Origin of the sequence: Paenibacillus sp. FSL F4-0125 (assembly GCF_038008565.1) — a bacterium.
Taxonomy (GTDB): Bacteria; Bacillota; Bacilli; order Paenibacillales; family Paenibacillaceae; genus Paenibacillus_AQ.
In genome coordinates this window covers 16,773-39,677 of the sequence record NZ_JBBOZJ010000001.1, presented here as the reverse complement: position 1 = coordinate 39,677, position 22,905 = coordinate 16,773, and the positions used below count along the sequence as shown (strand labels likewise).

General features: G+C 46.2%; 20 protein-coding genes and 4 rRNA genes. 2 read left to right on the top strand and 22 right to left on the bottom strand.

The annotated features are described in order from the left end of the window. The first annotated feature begins 158 nt into the window (after positions 1-158). A complete protein-coding gene (locus NST74_RS00175) occupies positions 159-413 on the top strand; it encodes an AbrB/MazE/SpoVT family DNA-binding domain-containing protein (RefSeq protein WP_042123095.1) in 255 nt (84 codons plus the stop codon). A 161-nt stretch (positions 414-574) separates the two neighbouring features. On the opposite strand, the gene rsmI is transcribed toward NST74_RS00175, so the two are convergent. The 10 genes from rsmI to NST74_RS00125 form a co-directional block, all read right to left on the bottom strand. Further along, positions 575-1,486, bottom strand: a complete 912-nt coding sequence (gene rsmI, locus NST74_RS00170; RefSeq protein WP_341109949.1) for a 16S rRNA (cytidine(1402)-2'-O)-methyltransferase — start codon at positions 1,484-1,486, stop codon at positions 575-577. Continuing rightward, positions 1,483-2,256, bottom strand: a complete 774-nt coding sequence (locus NST74_RS00165) for a tRNA1(Val) (adenine(37)-N6)-methyltransferase (RefSeq protein WP_042123091.1) — start codon at positions 2,254-2,256, stop codon at positions 1,483-1,485. Before NST74_RS00165 ends, rsmI begins: the two co-directional genes overlap by 4 nt. 177 nt (positions 2,257-2,433) lie before the next feature. Next, positions 2,434-2,799: a DNA replication initiation control protein YabA gene (gene yabA, locus NST74_RS00160; RefSeq protein ID WP_042123089.1), complete on the bottom strand. Its 366-nt coding sequence runs from the start codon at positions 2,797-2,799 to the stop codon at positions 2,434-2,436. A gap of 31 nt (positions 2,800-2,830) precedes the next feature. Beyond that, positions 2,831-3,631 carry a PSP1 domain-containing protein gene (locus NST74_RS00155; RefSeq protein ID WP_042123087.1) on the bottom strand — a complete coding sequence of 267 codons (801 nt, stop codon included), beginning with the start codon at positions 3,629-3,631 and terminating at the stop codon, positions 2,831-2,833. Between the two features lie 139 nt (positions 3,632-3,770). Beyond that, positions 3,771-4,745: a DNA polymerase III subunit delta' gene (gene holB, locus NST74_RS00150; protein ID WP_341109948.1), complete on the bottom strand. Its 975-nt coding sequence runs from the start codon at positions 4,743-4,745 to the stop codon at positions 3,771-3,773. A gap of 17 nt (positions 4,746-4,762) precedes the next feature. Continuing rightward, positions 4,763-5,206, bottom strand: coding sequence for a YaaR family protein (locus NST74_RS00145; RefSeq protein ID WP_042123083.1), 444 nt, complete (start codon positions 5,204-5,206; stop codon positions 4,763-4,765). Between the two features lie 49 nt (positions 5,207-5,255). Next, positions 5,256-5,585, bottom strand: a complete 330-nt coding sequence (locus NST74_RS00140) for a cyclic-di-AMP receptor (RefSeq protein ID WP_042123080.1) — start codon at positions 5,583-5,585, stop codon at positions 5,256-5,258. 123 nt (positions 5,586-5,708) lie between these two features. Continuing rightward, positions 5,709-6,350: a dTMP kinase gene (gene tmk, locus NST74_RS00135; protein WP_042123078.1), complete on the bottom strand. Its 642-nt coding sequence runs from the start codon at positions 6,348-6,350 to the stop codon at positions 5,709-5,711. Continuing rightward, complete coding sequence (locus tag NST74_RS00130; RefSeq protein ID WP_341109947.1) at positions 6,351-7,892, bottom strand: aminotransferase class I/II-fold pyridoxal phosphate-dependent enzyme; 1,542 nt, start codon at positions 7,890-7,892, stop codon at positions 6,351-6,353. Positions 7,893-8,101: 209 nt separating this feature from the next. Beyond that, a complete protein-coding gene (locus NST74_RS00125) occupies positions 8,102-8,287 on the bottom strand; it encodes a sigma factor G inhibitor Gin (RefSeq protein ID WP_042123074.1) in 186 nt (61 codons plus the stop codon). A gap of 208 nt (positions 8,288-8,495) precedes the next feature. Here NST74_RS00125 and NST74_RS00120 point away from each other — a divergent pair, with 208 nt between their 5' ends. Then, positions 8,496-9,020, top strand: coding sequence for a hypothetical protein (locus tag NST74_RS00120; RefSeq protein WP_042123072.1), 525 nt, complete (start codon positions 8,496-8,498; stop codon positions 9,018-9,020). A gap of 75 nt (positions 9,021-9,095) precedes the next feature. On the opposite strand, the gene NST74_RS00115 is transcribed toward NST74_RS00120, so the two are convergent. From NST74_RS00115 to rrf (NST74_RS00060), 12 genes are all read right to left on the bottom strand, one after another. Continuing rightward, a complete protein-coding gene (locus tag NST74_RS00115; protein ID WP_042123070.1) occupies positions 9,096-9,509 on the bottom strand; it encodes a hypothetical protein in 414 nt (137 codons plus the stop codon). Between the two features lie 255 nt (positions 9,510-9,764). Beyond that, positions 9,765-9,881 (bottom strand): 5S ribosomal RNA (gene rrf, locus NST74_RS00110). A gap of 132 nt (positions 9,882-10,013) precedes the next feature. Continuing rightward, positions 10,014-12,942: ribosomal RNA gene (locus tag NST74_RS00105) — 23S ribosomal RNA — on the bottom strand. A gap of 260 nt (positions 12,943-13,202) precedes the next feature. Continuing rightward, positions 13,203-14,760, bottom strand: a 16S ribosomal RNA gene (locus NST74_RS00100). Together the 16S, 23S and 5S rRNA genes form the textbook arrangement of a ribosomal RNA operon. A gap of 532 nt (positions 14,761-15,292) precedes the next feature. Beyond that, the gene (locus tag NST74_RS00095) at positions 15,293-16,444 is read right to left on the bottom strand and encodes an amidohydrolase family protein (RefSeq protein ID WP_341109946.1); all 1,152 of its coding nucleotides are present in this window, start codon (positions 16,442-16,444) and stop codon (positions 15,293-15,295) included. A gap of 2 nt (positions 16,445-16,446) precedes the next feature. Next, on the bottom strand, positions 16,447-17,511 hold the full coding sequence (locus NST74_RS00090; protein WP_341109945.1) for a pyridoxal-phosphate-dependent aminotransferase family protein: 1,065 nt from the start codon (positions 17,509-17,511) through the stop codon (positions 16,447-16,449). Then, positions 17,508-18,281 carry an ABC transporter ATP-binding protein gene (locus tag NST74_RS00085; RefSeq protein WP_341109944.1) on the bottom strand — a complete coding sequence of 258 codons (774 nt, stop codon included), beginning with the start codon at positions 18,279-18,281 and terminating at the stop codon, positions 17,508-17,510. Before NST74_RS00085 ends, NST74_RS00090 begins: the two co-directional genes overlap by 4 nt. Further along, positions 18,272-19,039: an ABC transporter ATP-binding protein gene (locus tag NST74_RS00080; protein ID WP_341109943.1), complete on the bottom strand. Its 768-nt coding sequence runs from the start codon at positions 19,037-19,039 to the stop codon at positions 18,272-18,274. The genes NST74_RS00085 and NST74_RS00080 overlap by 10 nt, the downstream gene beginning before the upstream one ends. Next, complete coding sequence (locus NST74_RS00075) at positions 19,036-19,902, bottom strand: ABC transporter permease (RefSeq protein ID WP_341109942.1); 867 nt, start codon at positions 19,900-19,902, stop codon at positions 19,036-19,038. The genes NST74_RS00080 and NST74_RS00075 overlap by 4 nt, the downstream gene beginning before the upstream one ends. Next, positions 19,899-20,888 carry an ABC transporter permease gene (locus NST74_RS00070; RefSeq protein ID WP_341109941.1) on the bottom strand — a complete coding sequence of 330 codons (990 nt, stop codon included), beginning with the start codon at positions 20,886-20,888 and terminating at the stop codon, positions 19,899-19,901. Before NST74_RS00070 ends, NST74_RS00075 begins: the two co-directional genes overlap by 4 nt. Continuing rightward, positions 20,885-22,501, bottom strand: a complete 1,617-nt coding sequence (locus NST74_RS00065) for an ABC transporter substrate-binding protein (protein ID WP_341109940.1) — start codon at positions 22,499-22,501, stop codon at positions 20,885-20,887. The genes NST74_RS00070 and NST74_RS00065 overlap by 4 nt, the downstream gene beginning before the upstream one ends. A 155-nt stretch (positions 22,502-22,656) precedes the next feature. Continuing rightward, positions 22,657-22,773: ribosomal RNA gene (gene rrf / locus NST74_RS00060) — 5S ribosomal RNA — on the bottom strand. Positions 22,774-22,905 lie beyond the last annotated feature (132 nt).

Genomic DNA, 22,905 nt, shown 5'->3' with positions numbered 1-22,905 from the left:
TTATGATAGGCAATTCAAAGTTTTTGTGAAAAAGTTCTTATTTAGCATATGAAAAAAGGTTGACTGTTTTGGGAATCGTTGGTATTATGAATATCATAAAACAGTGAACAATGTCGAATAATGGCGTTTATGGGACATTGAGAGGAGTAACGATTGTTATGATGAAATCAACAGGAATTGTAAGAAAAGTAGATGAACTTGGTCGGGTAGTTATTCCCATTGAATTGCGCCGTACTCTTGGTATTGGTGAAAAAGACGCACTTGAAATTTACGTTGATGGTGAGCGCATTATGCTTAAGAAATATGAGCCTGCCTGCATTTTCTGCGGCAACGCTGAGAACGTAACTTACTTTAAAGGAAAAATAGTTTGTCATGAATGCATTTCTACTATTCCTACCCCTGTGACAAACTAAAATAAATAGTATATAATAGAACTAATCAAATTGTTAATTCTAACCTTTTCATATCTCCTTGACCTCCCGTGACCGCGGGAGGTATTTTTTTTCTGCTTTTACTTCAGTTTCCCGCAACTTTGTATTCTTAGCCTCTCAGTATTAGGACCGGTCTATAACACTTACTGCTCAGCTTTATCAAGAAGCGCGTTATAAATCTCCCGCTTTGCGACACCACGATCAGAAGCTGCTTTTTTCATGGCTTCTTTACGTGGTAAATCTGCCGCTTCGTAATGTGCAACATGCTCCTCAATACTTAACTGGCGCCACCAAGCTGATTCTGCCAATTCGGCATCTTCCTTACTCTCACCTTCAACGACGATTACATACTCGCCAAGCGGTGGATGTTCAGCAAGCCAATCCGTACATTCCTCAATCGTCCCACGTAGAAACTCTTCATATCTCTTCGTCAATTCACGAGCCAGTACAATTCTTCGATTGCCGAATGCTTCTTGGAGATGAGCCAGCGTCTTCACCACTCGATGTGGAGACTCATAGAACAGTATAGTCCCTTGCGCCGAACGAAGAGGGCTTAATACCGCACGGATATCTTTACGTTCACGTGGTAAGAAACCGATAAAAGTGAAAGTAGTCGTAGGCAAACCAGAAGCAATTAAAGCTGACAAAGCTGCGTTAGCTCCAGGGATAGGAATCACTGGTATACCGTGACTTATGGCAAGGGCTACAAGGTCTGCACCAGGATCAGAAATGGCTGGTAATCCGGCATCGCTGACGAGAGCCAAATTTTTTCCTTCTATTATATAGCGGATAAGTTCAGGTCCACTGGCAGCCTTATTATGCTCATGGTAACTGAACAGCATAGAAGGTGTAATTTCAAAATGGCTCAACAATTTTCGAGTTTGTCTTGTATCCTCAGCAGCTATAATATCGCATTCCTGCAATGTGCGAACAGCGCGATAGGTCATATCCTCTAAATTACCGATGGGTGTTGCCACCAAAAAGAGTGAACCTGTTGATTCCTGCTTATGTGTATTGTTATTGTTTTGGAAACTGCTTTGGCATGATATCGTCATGATTTACCCTCTTTAGCACCGTAGTAGATGTCCATAATTTCTGGACAGTATTGATTGTCCTCATTATATACAATGAGTGGTGGTTGTAAACGAACCTCTGGTTTGCCGTCACGCATCGCTTCAATTAATACCATGTTGGCTTCCAGATGCGCACGTGGATGTACAAAGCGAATAATCTTAGGCTCTAGCCTATATTTTCTCATAAGACTAATAATGTCCACCAACCGTTGTGGCTTGTGAACCATACTTACCTTTCCTCCGGTCCGAACTAGTCGCACACAGGCTTGAATGACCTCCTCCAGTGTACACCCTATTTCGTGACGAGCCATAGCTTGATGCGTGTTCAGCTTTAGGTCACTACCGTTAAGCGGCATATAAGGAGGATTAACCGTTATCGCATCATATACGCCATGCCCTGCTACTTTATATAACTCACGTAAATCACCTTCATGGATCACAACCTGATCCTGAAGTCCATTCAAAGCCACACTACGCCGAGCCATATCCGCTAAACGGGGCTGAATTTCAATCCCTTCTATAGAAGCTTTTGTTCGGGTTGTCATCAGAATAGGTATTACACCGTTTCCAGTACAAAGATCCAGGACTCTCCCGCGTGGCGGAACGCTGGCGAAACGGGCAAGCAGTACAGCATCCATAGAAAAGCTAAATACTTCGTCGCTTTGAATAATTCGTAAATCATGCGTTAGTAAATCATCCACCCGCTCCGTTGGTAACAGTGGAACAGGTATATCGTTATAAGAATTAGTCATGTAATAATCTCCTAAAAGTTTTGTTGAGCTAAGCTTCATTGAATATATCACTGAGACAAAACTTGCTTCGGAAGCATATGCTTTGTTTTGTTGAGCTAAGCTTCATTGAATTTGTTAACCTCATTTAGCCAAAATTCAAAAAAAACCGTAGGATCAATCTCCTACGGCTGGATATCCTCATTTATTAAGAAAAGAAAGACAGAACAGACAATCACCTTCCGTGCGTAAATGTCCAAAATAAACATTACAGATGTGAAAGCCTTCATGGTAAAGCCGGGCCAAGTTGTCATAACCTTCCCCGACAACCTCTTCTGTTCCCTCTCCGGCAGCTAAAAGAGCTTCCGCCTCCGCAGAATCTACGGTAGGATCCAAAGGTGCATCCCGCTTTAAAATTTTGCGAAGCTGTTCATTCTCCAGAGTTAACCTCTGATTAGCTTCCATCAGCTCTTTTACCGTCTGTTTCCATTCTCCAAGATTGGCGCGCATCGTTTCCATCTGTGCTTCCATATCCTGCATGTGTGCAAAAATATTTTTCTTCTCCAAGTTTCCACCCCGAAAGTAACCTTATAATGGTTTACTTGACGACAACATCATCCATTGGAAGTTCCTTAACTTTGCCCACTTCAAACAACTGTACATGAACCGTACGGCTTCCGGCATTAAGTCCTACTACTTTGCCATCACCCAATGAGGTCACGACAATCTTGCCGACCGCTGGCATTTCTTCCTTTACACTCTCATAATTGTCATGCTCAAACTTCAAACAACACATCAGACGTCCACAAAGTCCTGAAATCTTCGTCGGATTAAGTGATAGGTTCTGATCCTTGGCCATTTTTATGGATACGGGTTCAAAATCCCCTAACCAAGATGAACAACAAAGCACTCGTCCACAAGGTCCAAGTCCACCAAGCATTTTGGCCTCATCACGCACCCCAATTTGCCGTAGCTCAATGCGGGTCCGGAAGATACTTGCTAGATCTTTAACCAATTCTCTAAAGTCGACCCGTCCTTCGGCCGTAAAGTAAAATATAATCTTATTACGGTCAAAAGTAAACTCTACATCGACGAGCTTCATTTTGAGACCATGGTCGCGTATTTTATTTAAACAGGTGGTAAACGCCTCTTTAGCGGCCCCTTTGTTCTCTTCAACCACGCGTGCGTCGGTTTCTCCGGCAATACGCATCACTTTTTTGAGGGGCAACACTACGTCGGATTCTTCCACCTCTTTTTTGCCTACGACAACTTTACCGTATTCAACCCCACGTGCTGTCTCCACAATAACATATTGATCCCGTTCAATCGGAAAATCAAGTGGATCGAAATAATATATTTTACCCGCTTTTTTAAAACGGACACCTACTACGCTGTACAAAAATTAACCCCCTTGTTTGCCGGTAAAAGGAACCTATGGGCATGTCCGCTCCCTGATGATTCATGCTTGTCCTTCCTCGTCGGTTAAAACGATACTTCCAGGTAAAGCGACATCCGGAGGATATATCATAACTAATCCTTTAACTTTCCAGTCGGATTAAAAACTGCTCCAGACACAACTGGGCATTGGCATTGGATCGCAGCTTCTTAGTACTCTCTGCGGCAAATCCCATATAAGCCACCCATTGTTCCGCACTCCGCTCACGGGCATGCCTGGAAATAAAGTCTAACTGATCTATGAAAACGATACTCTCATGCTTACGGTACAGGAAGTAGAGCATATCTTTAAACCACAGATGGAACATGCTGAAGAAGATATCCAAATGTTCAGCGAGCCCGGTCTTGAACAGCTTCTGCCCAGCAGTTGCTACCGCGGAGCTGCCCTTGCCTAAGGACTCCTTAGCTAATTGTAACATTACATTTCTCATTTCTGCAAACCAATTCTGTTCCAAAAGTTTCCTGCAACCATCAAGTCCTGAACTAAGTGATACTGCACATCGAGCTAAGGGTATAGGAACGCCCTCACTTGCCAGAGCTTGCAGCATAATATCCGGATTTAACGGACTAAATGGAATCCGCTGAGTCCGCGACTGAATCGTTGGCAATAAGGAACGGCTATTATCAGAAATTAAGATTCCAACAGCCGGAGCCGGTGGCTCCTCCAGAAATTTCAGCAGACTATTGGCAGCTTGGACTGTCATTTTGTCTGCTCCATCTATAATATAAACTTTCGGATTCACACCCTCTGACCGATAGGAAAAGACGCGCTGCAGCTCACGGATTTGATCTATTTTGATACTTGCTCCATCTGGCTGCAGCAGTGACAAATCAGGGTGGTTTCCATGCTCTACTTTCCGGCACTCCAGGCATTCCCCACAGGCATCGTCCTTGCTCTGGGTACAGAATATTGCTTGGGCAAACATCAGCGCCGTTTTCATCTGTCCACTGCCTGCCGGTCCTGAAAATAAATAAGCATGACTCACAGCTTCTTTGCGCAAGGCATTTTGGAGAAGCCGCTTAGCGTTCTCCTGGCCTACTATATCATGAAAAGGCATAATTTCCTCCCAAAACTTTAAAAAGAAAGGTTGATTAACAACCCGCGAATTTCTCCAACACGTCCCAAAAGATCTATCCGGCCTTGCTCACTATTCAGCAAATCATCTGCCATAGATAGCAAAGCCGAATCAATTTCCTCAAGCAGCTTGTAACGCTTGCCACGGCCACGTCGATCCCAACCGCGTGTTTCCTTCAGAGTAACGCCTCTTCGAGCCGTTTCTTCCAGAAACCTTTTGATCATCATCCGGTAAATGGTGAGTTCACGAATCGTCATGGACTTAGATAAACGATCCCCTTGAGACTGTATTTCTTTGATCTGGCGGTTTAGTTCATCTTTGGTTTTCTGCTCACTTTGCTGCTGAAAAACGTCAGAGAACGTTTTTTGCTGAACGGGTTTATTAGCCCCTTCTGTATTTGTCATCTCACTCTTTAAGGGCCTATACCCCGGATTGATCTTCAAAGGTTATCTACCGCCCTTTTTGTAAATGACTTGCTAATTTATATTATACTTAATAATGTTCAAAACGATCTACAGGAAGTACGAATACAGTAGCTCCACCCACTTGCACCTCGACAGGAAGCGGCAAATACGAATCCGTTGTACCACTCATCGGTGTTACTGGAGTGACCAACTGCTCACGCACTTTACAGCTGTTACGGATTACGGTCAATACGGATTCAATCTGACCATCTTCTACCCCGATCATAAATGTCGTATTACCCGCCCGTAAAAAGCCACCAGTACTTGCAAGTTTAGTAGCACGGAAATTGGCTTTGACTAGCTCGCTGGACAACCGGTTACTGTCCTTATCCTGGATAATTGCAATGATCAACTTCATCTTCGCATTCCCTCCCAATACTTTTATGGTGTATTACTACATAGCGTTTCTCGTAGTAACCCTTGCTTGATAAACAAACGCCTAGTTATATGTCACTTCTCTTAGTATATTAGACAAAACACCCTAAAAACCCTTTAATACTCTCTCTTCAAGTGTTCTCACGATATCTTGTTCTACCATATGAATAGGGCGATTAGCATCTAGAACTACTATTCTGTCCGGATTTGCTTCAACTAATAATTGATAGCCTTCGCGAACCTTCTGATGAAAGGAAAGACTCTCCAGATCCAGGCGATTCACTTCCCGTTCTTGATTCGCTGCAATCCGTGACAGCCCTATCTCTGGATCCACATCCAGATAAAAGGTTAGATCCGGCATACGGTTTCCAATCGCAAAGCGATTAATACTCCATACTTCTTCAATTCCAAGCCCTCTCGCATGTCCTTGATAAACAAGGCTGCTGTCCACAAAGCGGTCACAGAGCACTGTAAGCCCTTCTCTAAGCGCCGGCTCAACGACTTCGGCGAGATGTTGGCTTCTTGATGCAGCGTATAGCAATGCCTCTGTGCGCGCATCCATTGCTGTATGGGCAGGATCTAGAATAATAGAGCGAATCTTCTCGGCAATTTCAACGCCACCGGGTTCACGTGTTATTCGATAAGGCATGGACCGATTCTGTAAATAGGCTGCTACTCTACCTAATACCGTTGTTTTGCCGGAGCCATCGCCCCCTTCTAATGTAATGAAGAAACCTTCTTTTCCCACTTATGCTTCTCCGCCCTTCTGAATGTTGTATACCTCAATACGCTGTAAGACCGGATCAGCACAAGCCTGAAATTTGGCGCCTCCTTTGGCTAAACCAGCCAGCCTTCTTTGTATCTGATTTGTGATCACTTCACCCGGATATAATATCGGGATCCCCGGCGGATATGGAATAACCATCTCCGCCGCCACTCTCCCCACGCTACATTCAAGATCAATGCTTTCAATCTCACTAGCTAACACTGGCTTCAATGAAAAGGAGACAGGCTCTGAGATTTGTAAAGAATCGAAATTGTTCCACGTGGAAATATTACGAGCGTCTGGTTTGCTAAGCGTATGCGGTGATTCGGAAGGTTGATCCGAATCTATTTCCCGCAGCGCCAGCAGCAATTGTTCTGCATCTTCAGCCCTTGATCCAAGGCTGAACAGCAGCACTACGTGCCGGTCATCACTCATCTCCGGCACACAGCCCTTAGCCTCGAGCCTGCGCTGCAGCTCGAAGCCGCTCAGGACCCCGGTGGCGTCATAAATGACGACTTTGAAGGGGTCCTGTGTCACGTACGCCGCCATAGAATCAGGCGGCGTATTTGGGTGCAGCGGCTCTGCCGGCTGCACCTGCCCATAGCGCGGCAGCTCCGCGAGCCCGCGCTTCAGGACGTCCACGGCGGCCAGCCCCGCCGTGAAGGCATCCTTGCCCCGGCTGTGCAGCAGCCGCCGGGCAAGATCCAGCGACGCCATCATAGGATATGATGGGCTGGAGCTCTGCACCATGGCGAGCCGCTGCCGGAGCAGGGCGCGGTCGAGCCGCGGCCCTTGAACATGCAGCATAGCGCCCATGGTCATCGCTGTGAGCATCTTGTGCGTGGACTGCACGACACCGTCCGCGCCACAAGCTAGTGCCCCGGCAGGCAGCGCCGGGTGCTGCCCGTAATGCGCCCCATGCGCCTCATCCACAAGCAGCGGTACACCGCTGTCGTGACAGATACGCGCGAGGGGCGCAAGATCACTCCCCATGCCGTAATAATTCGGCATGGTTACTAGTACGGCTACGGCTTCAGGGTATGCTGCAAGTGCAGCCTTAACAGCTTCTGCCGACGGCGCCACTGCTAAGCCGCTAAGAGGGTCAATCAGCGGCTCCAGAAAAACAGCACGCACTCCAGCCAACATTAGCCCATGAATGACTGACTTATGCACATTGCGTTGAAGGATCATAAGCATTCCAGGCTCGGGACAAGCGGTTAGAATAAGTGCAAGATTGCCGGCTGTACTCCCACCCACTAGAAAAAAACTTTCCTCTGCTCCAAAGCAATCTGCTGCCAGCTCTTGCGCTTCCTTGATAACTCCCTCAGGATGATGAAGATCATCCGTTCCGGAAATTTCCGTAACATCATACTTCATTACCTCATCTAAAAAGCCAGCGCCTTCAACGCCATCATATGCCTTTCCATTTTTATGACCTGGCACATGATATGATCTATTACCCATAATTCTATATTGTTCCAGCATTTCGTATATAGGCGCCCTACAACGTTGTAATTTATTCATATTAAATTCCTTCCCATAGGGTTCCTTCTATTTTAACGTAAATATTCATAAACGCCTATGCTTCAGTACAAAAGCAACCCCACGGACAATAAAACGGCTTCTCCCGCCTGAAGAACGAGGAAGCCGTATACTAAATATCACTAATGCAGCCATCGTATCTTTCATCCAGACTGCTCTCTTAACCGCATCATTTAACAGAGTTACTCTACTTAAGCGTTCTTTTGCAATCCGATCTTCTTCATCCGGCCGATAAAAAAACGGTACTTGGCATCCTCAGCCTCGGTACGTATCATCTCAGCCTCACATTCCTCACAAATAAAATGCGAGACAATCACAATACCTTCCTCTTTTACCTGTCCACAAATGATACAAGCTTGCCCGGTTTGCTGTTCCATAACCATCCCACCTTGACTCTTTTAAGAACAGTATGATACACCTTCTATCATTTTAAACCTTTTCATAGTTTTTTCATATCCTTTGTATCGTGCATTATATATATTCCGTTGCCGTTATATCGGTGAATTTCCGCCCCAGTTTAATAAAATACAGCTAATCGCCGATATTAAGAACATACGAATTCACGAGGAGGTTAGACTATTATCTATGGAACCCACTACCAAAGGTGCAGCTACATTCTATCAATATAAACTAATTAAAAAAATCAATCTAACGGCACGCCTGCTGCCTATTTATATTATGCTTCCCCTATTAGTCCTTGTGCTTGAAACCGTTTTTCTTTCCTGGTGGAGCATTCTCTACATCGTCATAGCAGCGCCTGTAGCCTTTTGGGTTCAATATGTCATTTCACGCTCGGTTCTTTTAATCTCAGGGCATCCCATTTCAAAAAGGTGGTCTGTCTCATTTAAACTGCCTTGGCTGGGGTTCATGCCTGATCAACACATTAGTTACCGTATATTCCGAAAAGTACAACTACATAACTTCTATATCGGCCTTTGTATTGCAGCACTCTTTATTTTTTGGTCACCACCAGCATTTACAGTATCTCTGATCACTTGCCACTTATGGCTCTTACTGCCCCGTCTTTATACACTGCTGAGATTGAATAAACAGGGTCAGGGAGGCATGCTGAAATTCAATCCAACCGATGTATCCTATTACTCTCAGTAAAGGGCAGTCCCTAATATAACTCATGCCATTTTCACATTAAAAAATAAATCGCCATCCTTTATGGATGGCGATTGTTTATTTGGTCTTAAGGCCTTTAATAGAGGTCTTCTTTTCTTTAGGAATCATCACTACAAAATAATCATCATGCACTGTTAAATGAACCGTTAACCCATCCTTTAAAAAAACACCTGAAGAGTCACTATCATCATCTTCCTCTTCGGTCCAGCCCCAAGCTTTAATAGCCTCCATATAAGGATCCGGAATACCATTCTTCTCCTTTAGGCCAGGTAAAGAATAACGTACATAATCCATAGCAACATTAGTAGTAGTCTGGTCGGGCGAGTTGGCCTCATGGGGGACAGGGAAGCTTTTCTCATTCAGTGCACCCTCAAAAGTATCCCACGTAGGTTCTTTGGTCCCGCAACTTGCTAGTATTAAAGTTAAAATACAAGAAATCATTATTAAACTAAATATTTTAAATTGTTTCATGCCTTAAATCCTCCTTACCTCTACAATGCATCTAAAGACACAAGAAAATTCAAAGTTAGAATTTATGAGTAGTTCCTTCGTATTAAAGATTTGCTAACTATTAGCACTTTTCTATTATACTTGTATCCAACGCGGCGTCGGTAACAAAAATGTCATTCCACAGTAACCTATTCTAATACTATTACTAGCCTTAAACAGTCGCATAATAAAAAAATAAAAAAGCCACTGCTGATATTATCAACAATGGCTTAATCTGCTTGGCAACGTCCTACTCTCCCAGGACCCTTCGGTCCAAGTACCATCGGCGCTGGAGGGCTTAACGGTCGTGTTCGGGATGGGTACGCGTGGAACCCCTCCGCTATCGCCACCAAACATGATTTTTCGAAGCTTTCGCTTCTCGAAATCGCTGCGAGAAAATATCAGCCCTTATAAAGGACATGCAGCTTATTGGTTACAGGCTTGATGCCTGAAAACTGAATCCGAATTGAATTTGCGTTCTAAGTATAGGATAAGCCCTCGACCGATTAGTATTGGTCAGCTCCATGCATTACTGCACTTCCACCTCCAACCTATCTACCTCGTCGTCTTCAAGGGGTCTTACTAATTGGGAAATCTCATCTTGAGGGGGGCTTCACGCTTAGATGCTTTCAGCGCTTATCCCGTCCGTACGTAGCTACCCAGCCATGCTCCTGGCGGAACAACTGGTGCACCAGCGGTACGTCCATCCCGGTCCTCTCGTACTAAGGACAGCTCCTCTCAAATTTCCTGCGCCCACGACAGATAGGGACCGAACTGTCTCACGACGTTCTGAACCCAGCTCGCGTACCGCTTTAATGGGCGAACAGCCCAACCCTTGGGACCTACTTCAGCCCCAGGATGCGATGAGCCGACATCGAGGTGCCAAACCTCCCCGTCGATGTGGACTCTTGGGGGAGATAAGCCTGTTATCCCCAGGGTAGCTTTTATCCGTTGAGCGATGGCCCTTCCATGCGGTACCACCGGATCACTAAGTCCGACTTTCGTCCCTGCTCGACTTGTAGGTCTCGCAGTCAAGCTCCCTTATGCCTTTGCACTCTTCGAATGATTTCCAACCATTCTGAGGGAACCTTGGAACGCCTCCGTTACTCTTTAGGAGGCGACCGCCCCAGTCAAACTGCCCGCCTGACACGGTCCCCGTACCCGATTAGGGCACTAGGTTAGAACCTAGATACGATCAGGGTGGTATCCCAACGGCGCCTCCACCGAAGCTTGCGCTCCGATTTCTACGGCTCCCACCTATCCTGTACAGATCGTACCCAAATTCAATATCAAGCTGCAGTAAAGCTCCATGGGGTCTTTCCGTCTTGTCGCGGGTAACCTGCATCTTCACAGGTATTAAAATTTCACCGGATCTCTCGTTGAGACAGCGCCCAAGTCGTTACGCCATTCGTGCGGGTCAGAATTTACCTGACAAGGAATTTCGCTACCTTAGGACCGTTATAGTTACGGCCGCCGTTTACTGGGGCTTCGGTTCATAGCTTCGGGTTACCCCTAACCACTCCCCTTAACCTTCCAGCACCGGGCAGGCGTCAGCCCGTATACTTCGCCTTGCGGCTTCGCACAGACCTGTGTTTTTGCTAAACAGTCGCTTGGGCCTTTTCACTGCGGCCCCCTCGTGCTATTCACACTACCGGGGCACCCCTTCTCCCGAAGTTACGGGGTCATTTTGCCGAGTTCCTTAACGAGAGTTCTTCCGCGCGCCTTAGAATTCTCTTCTCGCCTACCTGTGTCGGTTTGCGGTACGGGCACCTTCTCCTGGCTAGAGGCTTTTCTTGGCAGTGTGAGATCATGACCTTCGCTACTATAATTTTCGCTCCCCATCACAGCCCAGCCTTAACGATGTGCGGATTTGCCTACACATCAGCCTCACTGCTTAGACGGACATATCCATCAGTCCGCGTCACTACCCTCCTGCGTCACCCCATCGCTCATAGCGGATTACGGTGGTACAGTAATTTCAAACTGTTGTCCTTCGACTACGCCTTTCGGCCTCGCCTTAGGTCCCGACTTACCCTGAGCGGACGAGCCTTCCTCAGGAAACCTTGGGCTTTCGGCGGATCAGATTCTCACTGATCTTTTCGTTACTCATACCGGCATTCTCACTTGTATGCTGTCCAGCGCTCCTTACGGTACACCTTCAACCCACATACAACGCTCCCCTACCCCAGATACATACGTATCTAGCCATAGCTTCGGTGGTGTGTTTAGCCCCGTTACATTTTCGGCGCAGAGTCACTCGACCAGTGAGCTATTACGCACTCTTTCAATGGTGGCTGCTTCTAAGCCAACATCCTGGTTGTCTGTGCAACTCCACATCCTTTCCCACTTAACACACACTTGGGGACCTTAGCTGATGGTCTGGGCTGTTTCCCTTTTGACAATGGATCTTAGCACTCACTGTCTGACTCCCGGCAATAAGTATATGGCATTCGGAGTTTGACTGAGCTTGGTAATCCTTGCGGACCCCGCACCCAATCAGTGCTCTACCTCCACTACTCTTATACCGAGGCTAGCCCTAAAGCTATTTCGGGGAGAACCAGCTATCTCCGAGTTCGATTGGAATTTCTCCGCTACCCCCACCTCATCCCCGCACTTTTCAACGTGCGTGGGTTCGGGCCTCCAGTGCGTGTTACCGCACCTTCACCCTGGACAGGGGTAGATCACACGGTTTCGGGTCTACGTCCACATACTCATTCGCCCTATTCAGACTCGCTTTCGCTGCGGCTCCGTCTTCTCGACTTAACCTTGCATGTTAAACGTAACTCGCCGGTTCATTCTACAAAAGGCACGCCATCACCCATTAATAGGGCTCTGACTTTTTGTAAGCACACGGTTTCAGGTTCTATTTCACTCCCCTTCCGGGGTGCTTTTCACCTTTCCCTCACGGTACTGTTTCACTATCGGTCGCCAGGTAGTATTTAGCCTTAGCAGATGGTCCTGCTGGATTCATACGGGGTTTCACGTGCCCCGCACTACTCGGGATCCGTCTCGGAGAGAACACAGTTTAGGCTACAGGGCTTTTACCTCTATCGCGGGCCTTTCCAGACCTCTTCGCCTACCATATTCCTTTGTAACTCCATGTGAGACGTCCCACAACCCCTAAGAGCAAGCTCTTAGGTTTAGGCTGTTCCGCGTTCGCTCGCCGCTACTGACGGAATCACTATTGTTTTCTCTTCCTCAGGGTACTTAGATGTTTCAGTTCCCCTGGTCTGCCTCTACATACCCTATGTATTCAGGTATGAGTAACTGCGAATTACCACAGCTGGGTTTCCCCATTCGGACACCCCCGGATCAAAGCTTGCTTACAGCTCCCCGAGGCAGTTTCGTTGTTCGCCACGTCCTTCGTCGGCTCCTGGCGCCTAGGCATCCTCCGTGTGCTCTTATTAGCTTAACCTTGATTTTTCCGCAGGAAAATATCATACGATATCTCTCTTGGAATCATTTCACTAATAACATTTACTTGTTTTACACAAGTTGCTAAAAGATGTTCTAAAACGCAAATTCGTTTCGGTATCCAGTTTTCAAGGATCAAGTCTTACCTGAGAGCTTAAACTCTCAAAACTGAGCAACGAGTGAGTAACAGGCCTAAACCTGAGTTTTGGAAGCTTAGCTTCCGATTTGAATGTCTCCACTTCCGAAGACGATTCTCCATAGAAAGGAGGTGATCCAGCCGCACCTTCCGATACGGCTACCTTGTTACGACTTCACCCCAATCATCTACCCCACCTTCGGCGGCTGGCTCCCTTGCGGGTTACCCCACCGACTTCGGGTGTTGTAAACTCTCGTGGTGTGACGGGCGGTGTGTACAAGACCCGGGAACGTATTCACCGCGGCATGCTGATCCGCGATTACTAGCAATTCCGACTTCATGCAGGCGAGTTGCAGCCTGCAATCCGAACTGAGACCGGCTTTGATGGGATTGGCTCCACCTCGCGGCTTCGCTTCCCGTTGTACCGGCCATTGTAGTACGTGTGTAGCCCAGGTCATAAGGGGCATGATGATTTGACGTCATCCCCACCTTCCTCCGGTTTGTCACCGGCAGTCACTCTAGAGTGCCCAACATTACTTGCTGGCAACTAAAGTTAAGGGTTGCGCTCGTTGCGGGACTTAACCCAACATCTCACGACACGAGCTGACGACAACCATGCACCACCTGTCTCCTCTGTCCCGAAGGCCGCTGCTATCTCTAGCAGATTCAGAGGGATGTCAAGACCTGGTAAGGTTCTTCGCGTTGCTTCGAATTAAACCACATACTCCACTGCTTGTGCGGGTCCCCGTCAATTCCTTTGAGTTTCAGTCTTGCGACCGTACTCCCCAGGCGGAGTGCTTACTGTGTTAACTTCGGCACCAAGGGTATCGAAACCCCTAACACCTAGCACTCATCGTTTACGGCGTGGACTACCAGGGTATCTAATCCTGTTTGCTCCCCACGCTTTCGCGCCTCAGCGTCAGTTACAGCCCAGAAAGTCGCCTTCGCCACTGGTGTTCCTCCACATATCTACGCATTTCACCGCTACACGTGGAATTCCACTTTCCTCTTCTGTACTCAAGTCACCCAGTTTCCAGTGCGACCTTAGGTTGAGCCCAAGGTTTAAACACCAGACTTAAATGACCGCCTGCGCGCGCTTTACGCCCAATAATTCCGGACAACGCTTGCCCCCTACGTATTACCGCGGCTGCTGGCACGTAGTTAGCCGGGGCTTTCTTCTCAGGTACCGTCACTCCGGTAGCAGTTACTCTACCGGACGTTCTTCCCTGGCAACAGAGCTTTACGATCCGAAAACCTTCATCACTCACGCGGCGTTGCTCCGTCAGACTTTCGTCCATTGCGGAAGATTCCCTACTGCTGCCTCCCGTAGGAGTCTGGGCCGTGTCTCAGTCCCAGTGTGGCCGTTCACCCTCTCAGGTCGGCTACGCATCGTCGCCTTGGTGGGCCGTTACCCCACCAACTAGCTAATGCGCCGCAGGCCCATCCCTCAGTGACAGATTGCTCCGTCTTTCATTCTTTCTTCAGGAGAAGAAAGAAATTATCCGGTATTAGCTACCGTTTCCGGTAGTTATCCCAGCCTAAGGGGCAGGTTGCCTACGTGTTACTCACCCGTCCGCCGCTAAGTCATTTTGAAAGCAAGCTTTCAAAATGACTCCGCTCGACTTGCATGTATTAGGCACGCCGCCAGCGTTCGTCCTGAGCCAGGATCAAACTCTCCAATTAGTATTGAAAAGAGCGATATGCTCATTTTGAAACATCTGACGAGAAAATTAATTCTCACGATGAAATTTCAAAAGCGTAAAATACGCTGTGAAACTCATCAGTTTTGGATTTCACTTTCGTGATTTCCTACTCACTCGTTGTTCAGTTTTCAAAGATCAAGTTCTCGTTGGCGCCGTTTAATGTCTCAGCAGCAACTCTTATACTATATCATGTTCGGCTATTTAATGTCAAGCTCTTTTTTAAGTTCTTTTTCGAACTCGGCATGTGTATTTCTTGGCCGGACTTAGAATATATCATGTATAGAGATTGAATGCAACACTTTTTTTATAAAAGTTTTACAAGTACATCATGTATTAAAGAATCCTCTCAGCCTTCTATTCTGCCGCCTTACATACATTCCTTACTTAGCGGCATAAGAAGGAATGTATACCCTATATATGAAATATGAAAAGGTAATTATAATTTTCTATAAACTACAAAGAAAAACAACTGCAAGGTTATCAGTTGTTTTAGAAAAATAGCTTAGACGAATCTAGATTAAATCTGCTTCCTTCGCTCCAGTAACCACGGTAACGATACTCTTTCGAAGTACCTCTGCATTGTGGGCCTCGTACGGATTCACTTTGAAAACAACAGCATCTGCAATAAACCCCTCTGCAATTTGCCCCAGCTCGTTGCCACTACCTAGAATGTCAGCAGCGTTTTTTGTTGCAGACTGCCACGCTTCTCTTCGAGATAAACCATAATCAATCAACGTATCCAGTTCTTGAAGATTATAACCATGTAGTGCAGGTGTGGCATAATCTGTGCCGAATCCAATGCTTACACCTTCTCTTTTGGCATAATTAATAGCTTTGGAATGTGATTCGGCAGCACGGGCAGCTCGTTCGCAAATGATAGGGTTCAATGCTAGAACACCTTTCGGATCTGCAGCAATACGATAGATGGATGTAGTAGGTACAAAAGCTACCCCCGTGTTAGCAAGTCTTCCCGCCTGATCCTCTGTTAGAAACATCCCGTGCTCTATAGATTCCACGCCAGACTGGATGGACCAGTCTATCGTCACGCCTCCCCAGGTATGGACCAACACCTTTTTATCATGGGCATGTGCATTACGAACAATAAATGAGAACTCTTCTTCGGAGAAGATCGGATCAACGACCTTCTCAGTAGGTGCTCCAAGACCGCCTGTGGCCATGATTTTTATCCAGCCCGCTCCTGTTGCAAAGATTTCCGCCATCCGTTGTTCCAAATGCTTAAGACCACGAGCATCTGCTGCTCCAAGCATGTCGCTACTGGTCTCCACTCTTAAAGGCTGTTGATACTGATAAACAAGATGCTGCACTGTGCTTGGCAGAATTCCACCTGCATCCCGTACAGTCGTTACACCCGTCCTAAGAGTAGCTTCAAAAGCTTGCGCCTGCATGGTTTCAATCTCGTGGGTATCGCGTTTCAATTGGTCCGCATGATCAAAGTCTGTCCAAGCAAGATGCGTATGAAGATCAATAATACCTGGACTTATCCATAGATCTGTATCTTTAAGCGTTGAGTTACCTTTATGTGGCTCCGCTTCAGTTATAGATGAAAAACGCCCATCTTTGATTACAACATCAAAACGTCTGCCTTCGATACCTGCTATATAAATATCCTTAAATGTCTGTAACTCTGGTTGCTTATGAATCATCTTCATTCCCCCCAAGCCTGCCTAACAGCCTGTAATGCCTGATCAGGGTCTTCTTTCAACAACTCAGCAAGTGTTAATATAGCTTCCTCCACACTTTGCCGAGCAGCATTTGTTCCAAAATGATTAATTCGTAGAAGAAGGCCAAATAATTCTCCGTCTCCGGGAGCTACAATTCCTATGGGCTGTTCGATCTGCAAATCTTGCTTTCCATAAATCCGTACCGTTGTAGTCAGTGTAGAATAATGTCTGCTATCCTTCTGCCAAGGTTCAAGCCCCAAGGATTGGATACCAGCTACAGCAGCTGCAACAGCTCTCTCATGGCGTTTGATTACTTGATCCAATCCTTCTTCTTCAATTCGCATCAAAGCTTGAATCAAGGCTCTAGCCTCCAGTGTAGGAATATTTGGAGCAACTCGTAGTGGCGCGGCCCCATCCAACGAAGGTTTGAGATCCAGCAAGGACAGAATGGAGTTACGCGGTGCATTTTTATTAGACTCAAGAAATTCCCAGCCACGTGGTGAAATACTGACGGCGCTAACACCGTTAGGTCCAGCCAAAGCTTTTTGCGCGCCTATCACAGCAAAATCAACTCCCCATTCATCGACCAGTAACGCCTCTCCCCCAACCGCAGAAACCGAGTCCGTTACAGTAATGAGATTGAACTCCTTTGCAATCTTAAATATTTCTTTAGCCGGATTAGATCCACCTGTAACCACTTCAGCCTGAACAAAGGAAAGGGCACAAGGGCTAAACTCTTTAATTGCGGAAGCAACCTGGTTGCCAGTGACCACTTCATCAAAAGGAACCTTTACTTCAACAACCGTTGCTCCTCCCCGCTCAAGCCATTTTCCAAATAAACTTCCGTAGGGACCTGTTACTATATTTACAATAGTTCGACCAGGTGCGGCTATTCCGGCAGCCACGGCCTCGATCCCCAGAATTGCCTCAGCTGGGATAATAACCGGTGGATGCTCAGTAAACAAGATGTCGGAAATCAAATGTGTAAGCTTATTGTGCTCAGCCATTGAAAGTGGCACATATCCTTTATGTTCTTGTTCTGGGCTCATAAGAAACCTCCTGATGTACTTGATTTTGGCATTTTGGGAACCGCCGACAACAGCTCGTAACTGTATTCATGTTTAGGTCGGATGAAGAATTGATCTTTCGGACTCTGCTCCACAAGCTTCCCATGCCGCATGACTGCAACTGTATCACTAATTGCATTGATTACTCCTAAGTCATGAGAAATAAAAAGCATGGTGAGATCAAGTTCAGCTTTTAGTGCATTGAACAGTTCGAGCACACTTAGCTGCACAGATACATCCAACGCGCTTGTAGGTTCATCCGCGATCAGGATGTTGGGCTCAACGCTTAATGCGCGGGCGATCGCTATCCGTTGACGCTGCCCCCCAGAAAATTCATGTGGGAATTTGTCTAATGCCTTTTGCTCCAAATGAACTTGGTTCAGCAGCTCTTTACTTCTCTGCTCGACACCCGTACGTCCCACAATTTTATGAAACAATAAGGGCTCAGAAAGAATCTCTCTAATCGAATGTTTAGGATTCAGCGACGCATCCGGATTTTGAAAGATCATCTGGATTATTTTTCGCTGCTCACGGCTTCTTTTCTTTTTTAACTCTTGGGTACCTAACAGGATCTTTCCCCCATGCGGGGCAATCAGTCCAGCAATTACTCGTGCCAGCGTAGATTTTCCTGATCCAGATTCTCCAACAAGCCCAAGAGTGGTATGCTGCTCAAGATTCAGATTAATACAATCCAGCGCAGTAAAGCCGCCATAATGAACAGTTAAATCTTTGATTTGCAAGGCTAGTTCCATGAGTCTCTACTCCCTTCAAGCTCTGGCAAAGGAAGCACCGAATCAATCAGCATCTGTGTGTAAGGGTCGGATGGATTTTGCAAAATATCAAGGGTAGCGCCATGCTCAACAATCTGCCCTTGTTTCATTACACATAGGCGTGAGCACAAGTTGGCTGCAATCGCGAGATTATGCGTAACAAAAACCATGGCAAATCCCAGCTCCTGCTGGAGGTTCGTGATCGTTTTAATAATTTGTCGTTGAACCGTGACATCCAGTGCTGTCGTCGGCTCATCACAGAGAAGAATACCTGGCTTACATGCCAGTGCCAAAGCGATGACTACCCGTTGACATTGACCGCCTGACAGCTGACTCGGATACCGGTCCTTTTTCTTTAAAGATTCGGGGAGACCAAGCCTTTCGAGCAGTTCCAGCGCAATCATTCGGGAAGCCTTTCGGCTTACTCTCTGTCTGTAATACACGACTTCAGCCAGCTGATTAACAACCATACAGAGCGGATCAAGCGCACCTCTTGGATCTTGAAAAACCATCGCACTGCTTACATCACTCTTAATAGTGCCACCTATCTGCTCAACACCGTTTGGAAGTAGCCCCAGAATTGCACGCAGTGTAAGCGATTTTCCCGAGCCCGACTCACCTACTAATCCTAGACTCTCTCCTTTGCCCAGCGAAAAGCTAACATTGTTGACTAATCTCTCATTTGTCTTCGCTGCCAGTGTTAGTTGCTCTATTTCTAAAATGGGTTGTGTAGACATCATTTTTTCCTCCATAAGTCTGCCAGACCATCACCTAGGAGCGACAAAGCTATTCCTGTATACACCACTGCTAATCCTGGAACAGCCGATAGCCACCAAGCTGTAGTGATGAAGGGCTGTCCATCCGAGATCATTGTCCCCCAGTCTGGAGTTGGCGGTGTAATGCCGATCCCAAGATACCCTAGCGTCACAATAGCGACAAGCAATCCAATCATATCTGTCATAAGAACGACTACGGCTTGAGGAAGTACATTGGGAAGCAGATGACGCAAAATAATTCTTACTCCGGGTAGCCCTAATGTTTGAGCAGACGCCACCCATTCCTGATTGCGGAAAGATGCGCTGAGACCTCTGACGACACGGGCAAAGACAATCCAACCTACAAGGATAAACGTAATATAAATACCTCGTTCTCCTGCTCCACTGGCAAAAGCAACGATAATAACGATCAGATAAAAAGGAAAAGCGATGAATGTATCTGACAACAGCGAAATAACTGCATCAACCCATTTCCCGTAATATCCTGCTAGCATTCCTAGGAATACACCTGTGCAAAAGGGAATGATTTCTGCCAAGACCATGATTTTCAGATCAGTCCTCGCTGCATAGACCAGTCTAGTAAACAGATCACGCCCAAGTTGATCGGTTCCTAGCCAATGTTCAGCCGACGGAGGCTGCAGAAAGACACTCAAATTTTGCTCGGATGGATCATAGGGACTTATATACGGTATAAACACAGTTAAGAGAATAAGGGCTGCAAACATAATCATTCCTACTAACAAAGAAGGGGTATTCCATATGCGCTTTAAGCCGCTTGTCATCTTGTTGCCTTCATACAATTGTGGCTCTAGTCTTATCGTTTTCATTGTTTTCCCTTCGTTCTGGGATCAAGCCACCAAGAAATGATTTCAATCAAGAGACTGATGATCACAACAGATAGCGCACAATAAAGTGCTATTCCTTGAATAACTGGAAAGTCCCGTTTCGAAATTGAAGTAAACAGCAAGCTGCCAATTCCCTTTATTCCAAACACCTGTTCAACGACCAATGTGCCGCCGATTAGATAAGAAATATTCACACCCATCAGCATCAGTGTAGGAAGAGCAGAATTGCGCAGCACATGTTTAAATAGAATAACCCTATTTGGTATTCCCGCGGCTTTAAGGGTGACTACAAAATCCGATTCTAACACTTCAAGCATCTGCGCTCTTAAGGAACGGACCAGTGTAGGAATCTGTGAAAAAGCAACGGTGATTGCCGGAAGTGCAAGACTGTGCAAGGTTCCAACCCACCCTTCACTAACTCCCCCAACGGGAAACCAGCCAAGCCGGACACTAAAGAGCAAAATTAAAAGTAAGCCAACCCAGAAGATTGGCATACCCAAAGTTATTGTAGGAAATATACGTATTAAATGGTCCAGCAGTTTATCCTTATGCGTAGCAGCTACCGTAGCAAGCAGAAGTGATACGACAATTGCCAACACACAGGCCATCACTATGAGCAATAAAGTAACAGGAGCCCGCTGTGTGATCAATTCTCTTGTTGACGTCCCCATAATAATGGAGTTTCCAGTATCTCCTTGCGTAAACAGCGTCTTCACAAATCGCATGAACTGCTCCCATAAAGGGAGGTCGAGCCCAAGAGTATGATGCATACTCTTGAGCGCCTCAGGGGTACTGTATTCTCCCAAAATCATTTTAGCTGGATCTCCGGGTACAATTCGGATGATGAAAAAGACGGCTATCATTACGCAGCAGATCACTGCCAATGCTTTTATAAGCGATATTACAAGCCAGTTGTAAGAGTCCTTACTTCCTCTAGGTTGATTTAACACCTGCTTAAGATTCATCATTGGCTGATGCGGACATCTTCGAAACGGGCGCTACCATTAGGTAGCACAACTAGACCATCCACTGAAGAACGAATACCTTTCAAAACATCTGGATAATAAAGCGGAATATACGGTACCTCATCAGCAAGTGTCTGCAGCAGCTTGGTATAGATTTGCGCACGAGCATCGCCATCCGCTGTTTTTTGGCCCTCATATAGAAGCTTCGTTACTTCATCATTCGTATAATGGGTCCAATAAGATTTGCTGAAGCCCTCCGGATCGGTTTGGAAGGCAATAATCGAGTTTGCTTCCGGGGAATCAGCTTGACCGCTATTCAGCATTGCCGCGAAATCATAAGCAAAGAATCGTTCACGGAAAGTGGCAAGCTCAATCGATTCAATCTCAATTTTAATCCCGATGGTTTGACCCGCTGCCTGAATAATTTGTGCCTCTTGCGCTCTTGTACTATTACCGGAGGCTACAAGTAACTTGGTAGTAAAACCATTAGGGAAAGCCGATTTAGCAAGCTCTTCCTTGGCTGCCTCGACATTGAAGTTCAGAGCCTTGATTGTATCATTGGCGTTATAAGGAATCGTTGGTGGCAGTAATGAGTTTGCTGTTTGTGCATATCCAAAGGTTAACGCTTTGGTCAAGCCTTCACGGTCAAGCGCCAGAGCCAGTGCACGGCGGACATGTACATCCGAAAAATGCTCATCCAGCGTATTAAAGAATAATTGCTCTGTCACCCAACTACCGTTAGTAATTACTTTAGTGTCGACTCCATCTTTGATCTCATTAGCATTTTGCAAGGCCAAAGATTCAATAGCATTAACTTCCCCAGCCTTCAGCTGGTTGATCGCTTGGCTATCGTCCTCAATCAACTTATAAACAAGCTTATCAATATATGGTTTACCTTCTTGCCAGTAAAATTTGTTCTTAGTGAAGCTCAGATCACCCGCAGTGTCCCATGATTCAACGACAAAAGGTCCCGTTCCGATTGGTTTCTTGAAGAATTCTTCTTCGGAAACTCCACCAAAATTATTAGGTAGGATGCCATTCGAGAAATTGGACAGCTCTGAGATAAATGGTGTATAAGGTTCTTTAAGCGTAATAACAAGCGTTTTGTTATCTTGTGCTTTGATTGTATCAACCTTAGCGGATATTGCCAGCGGGCCGCCAACCTTCAAGTGCCGCTCAAGGGAGAATACGGCATCTTCCGCAGTCACATCCGTACCGTTTGAAAACTTCAGACCCTCACGAAGTTCAAAAGTATACGTCAATCCATCCTCACTGATACTATGTGACTTCGCAAGCCAATCTACAATTTCACCCTTGCTGTCAAAAGCAACTAATGATTCAAATACTTTATCGATAGCAAAAGCATTGTTGGATGTAATCTGATTATGCAAATCCAGCGAGGTTACAGAAGCAGGCCGTCCATAGACGAAGGTGCCTCCTTCTGCCGTCTCTGCCGTTTGAGGACTCTGAGTTGCCGCACTCGCATTTTCCGTTGCTTCCTTATTGGAATCAGCCTTATTATTAGATCCGGAGCAACCTGCAATTACCATCAATAGCAAAATAGATATTGCCCCAAACAGAATCGACTTCTTAAAAGATAAATTAAAATATGACATAATCCGTTCCCCCTACAATTCTTATATGTTTAGTATGAATTGTATTATGGGTTAAACACTGTAGTCTGTCAAACAAAATTTAAATCGTACCAACTCTTTAAGGAAATAGATACAACAAAAAGACCACTGTCGATGACTCAACAGTGGTCTTGCGTGCTTGGCAACGTCCTACTCTCCCAGGACCCTTCGGTCCAAGTACCATCGGCGCTGGAGGGCTTAACGGTCGTGTTCGGGATGGGTACGCGTGGAACCCCTCCGCTATCGCCACCAAACATGATTTTTCGAAGCTTTCGCTTCTCGAAATCACTGCGAGAAAATATCAGCCCTTATAAAGGACATGCAGCTTATTGGTTACAGGCTTGATCGCCTGAAAACTGAATCCGAATTGAATTTGCGTTTTAAGT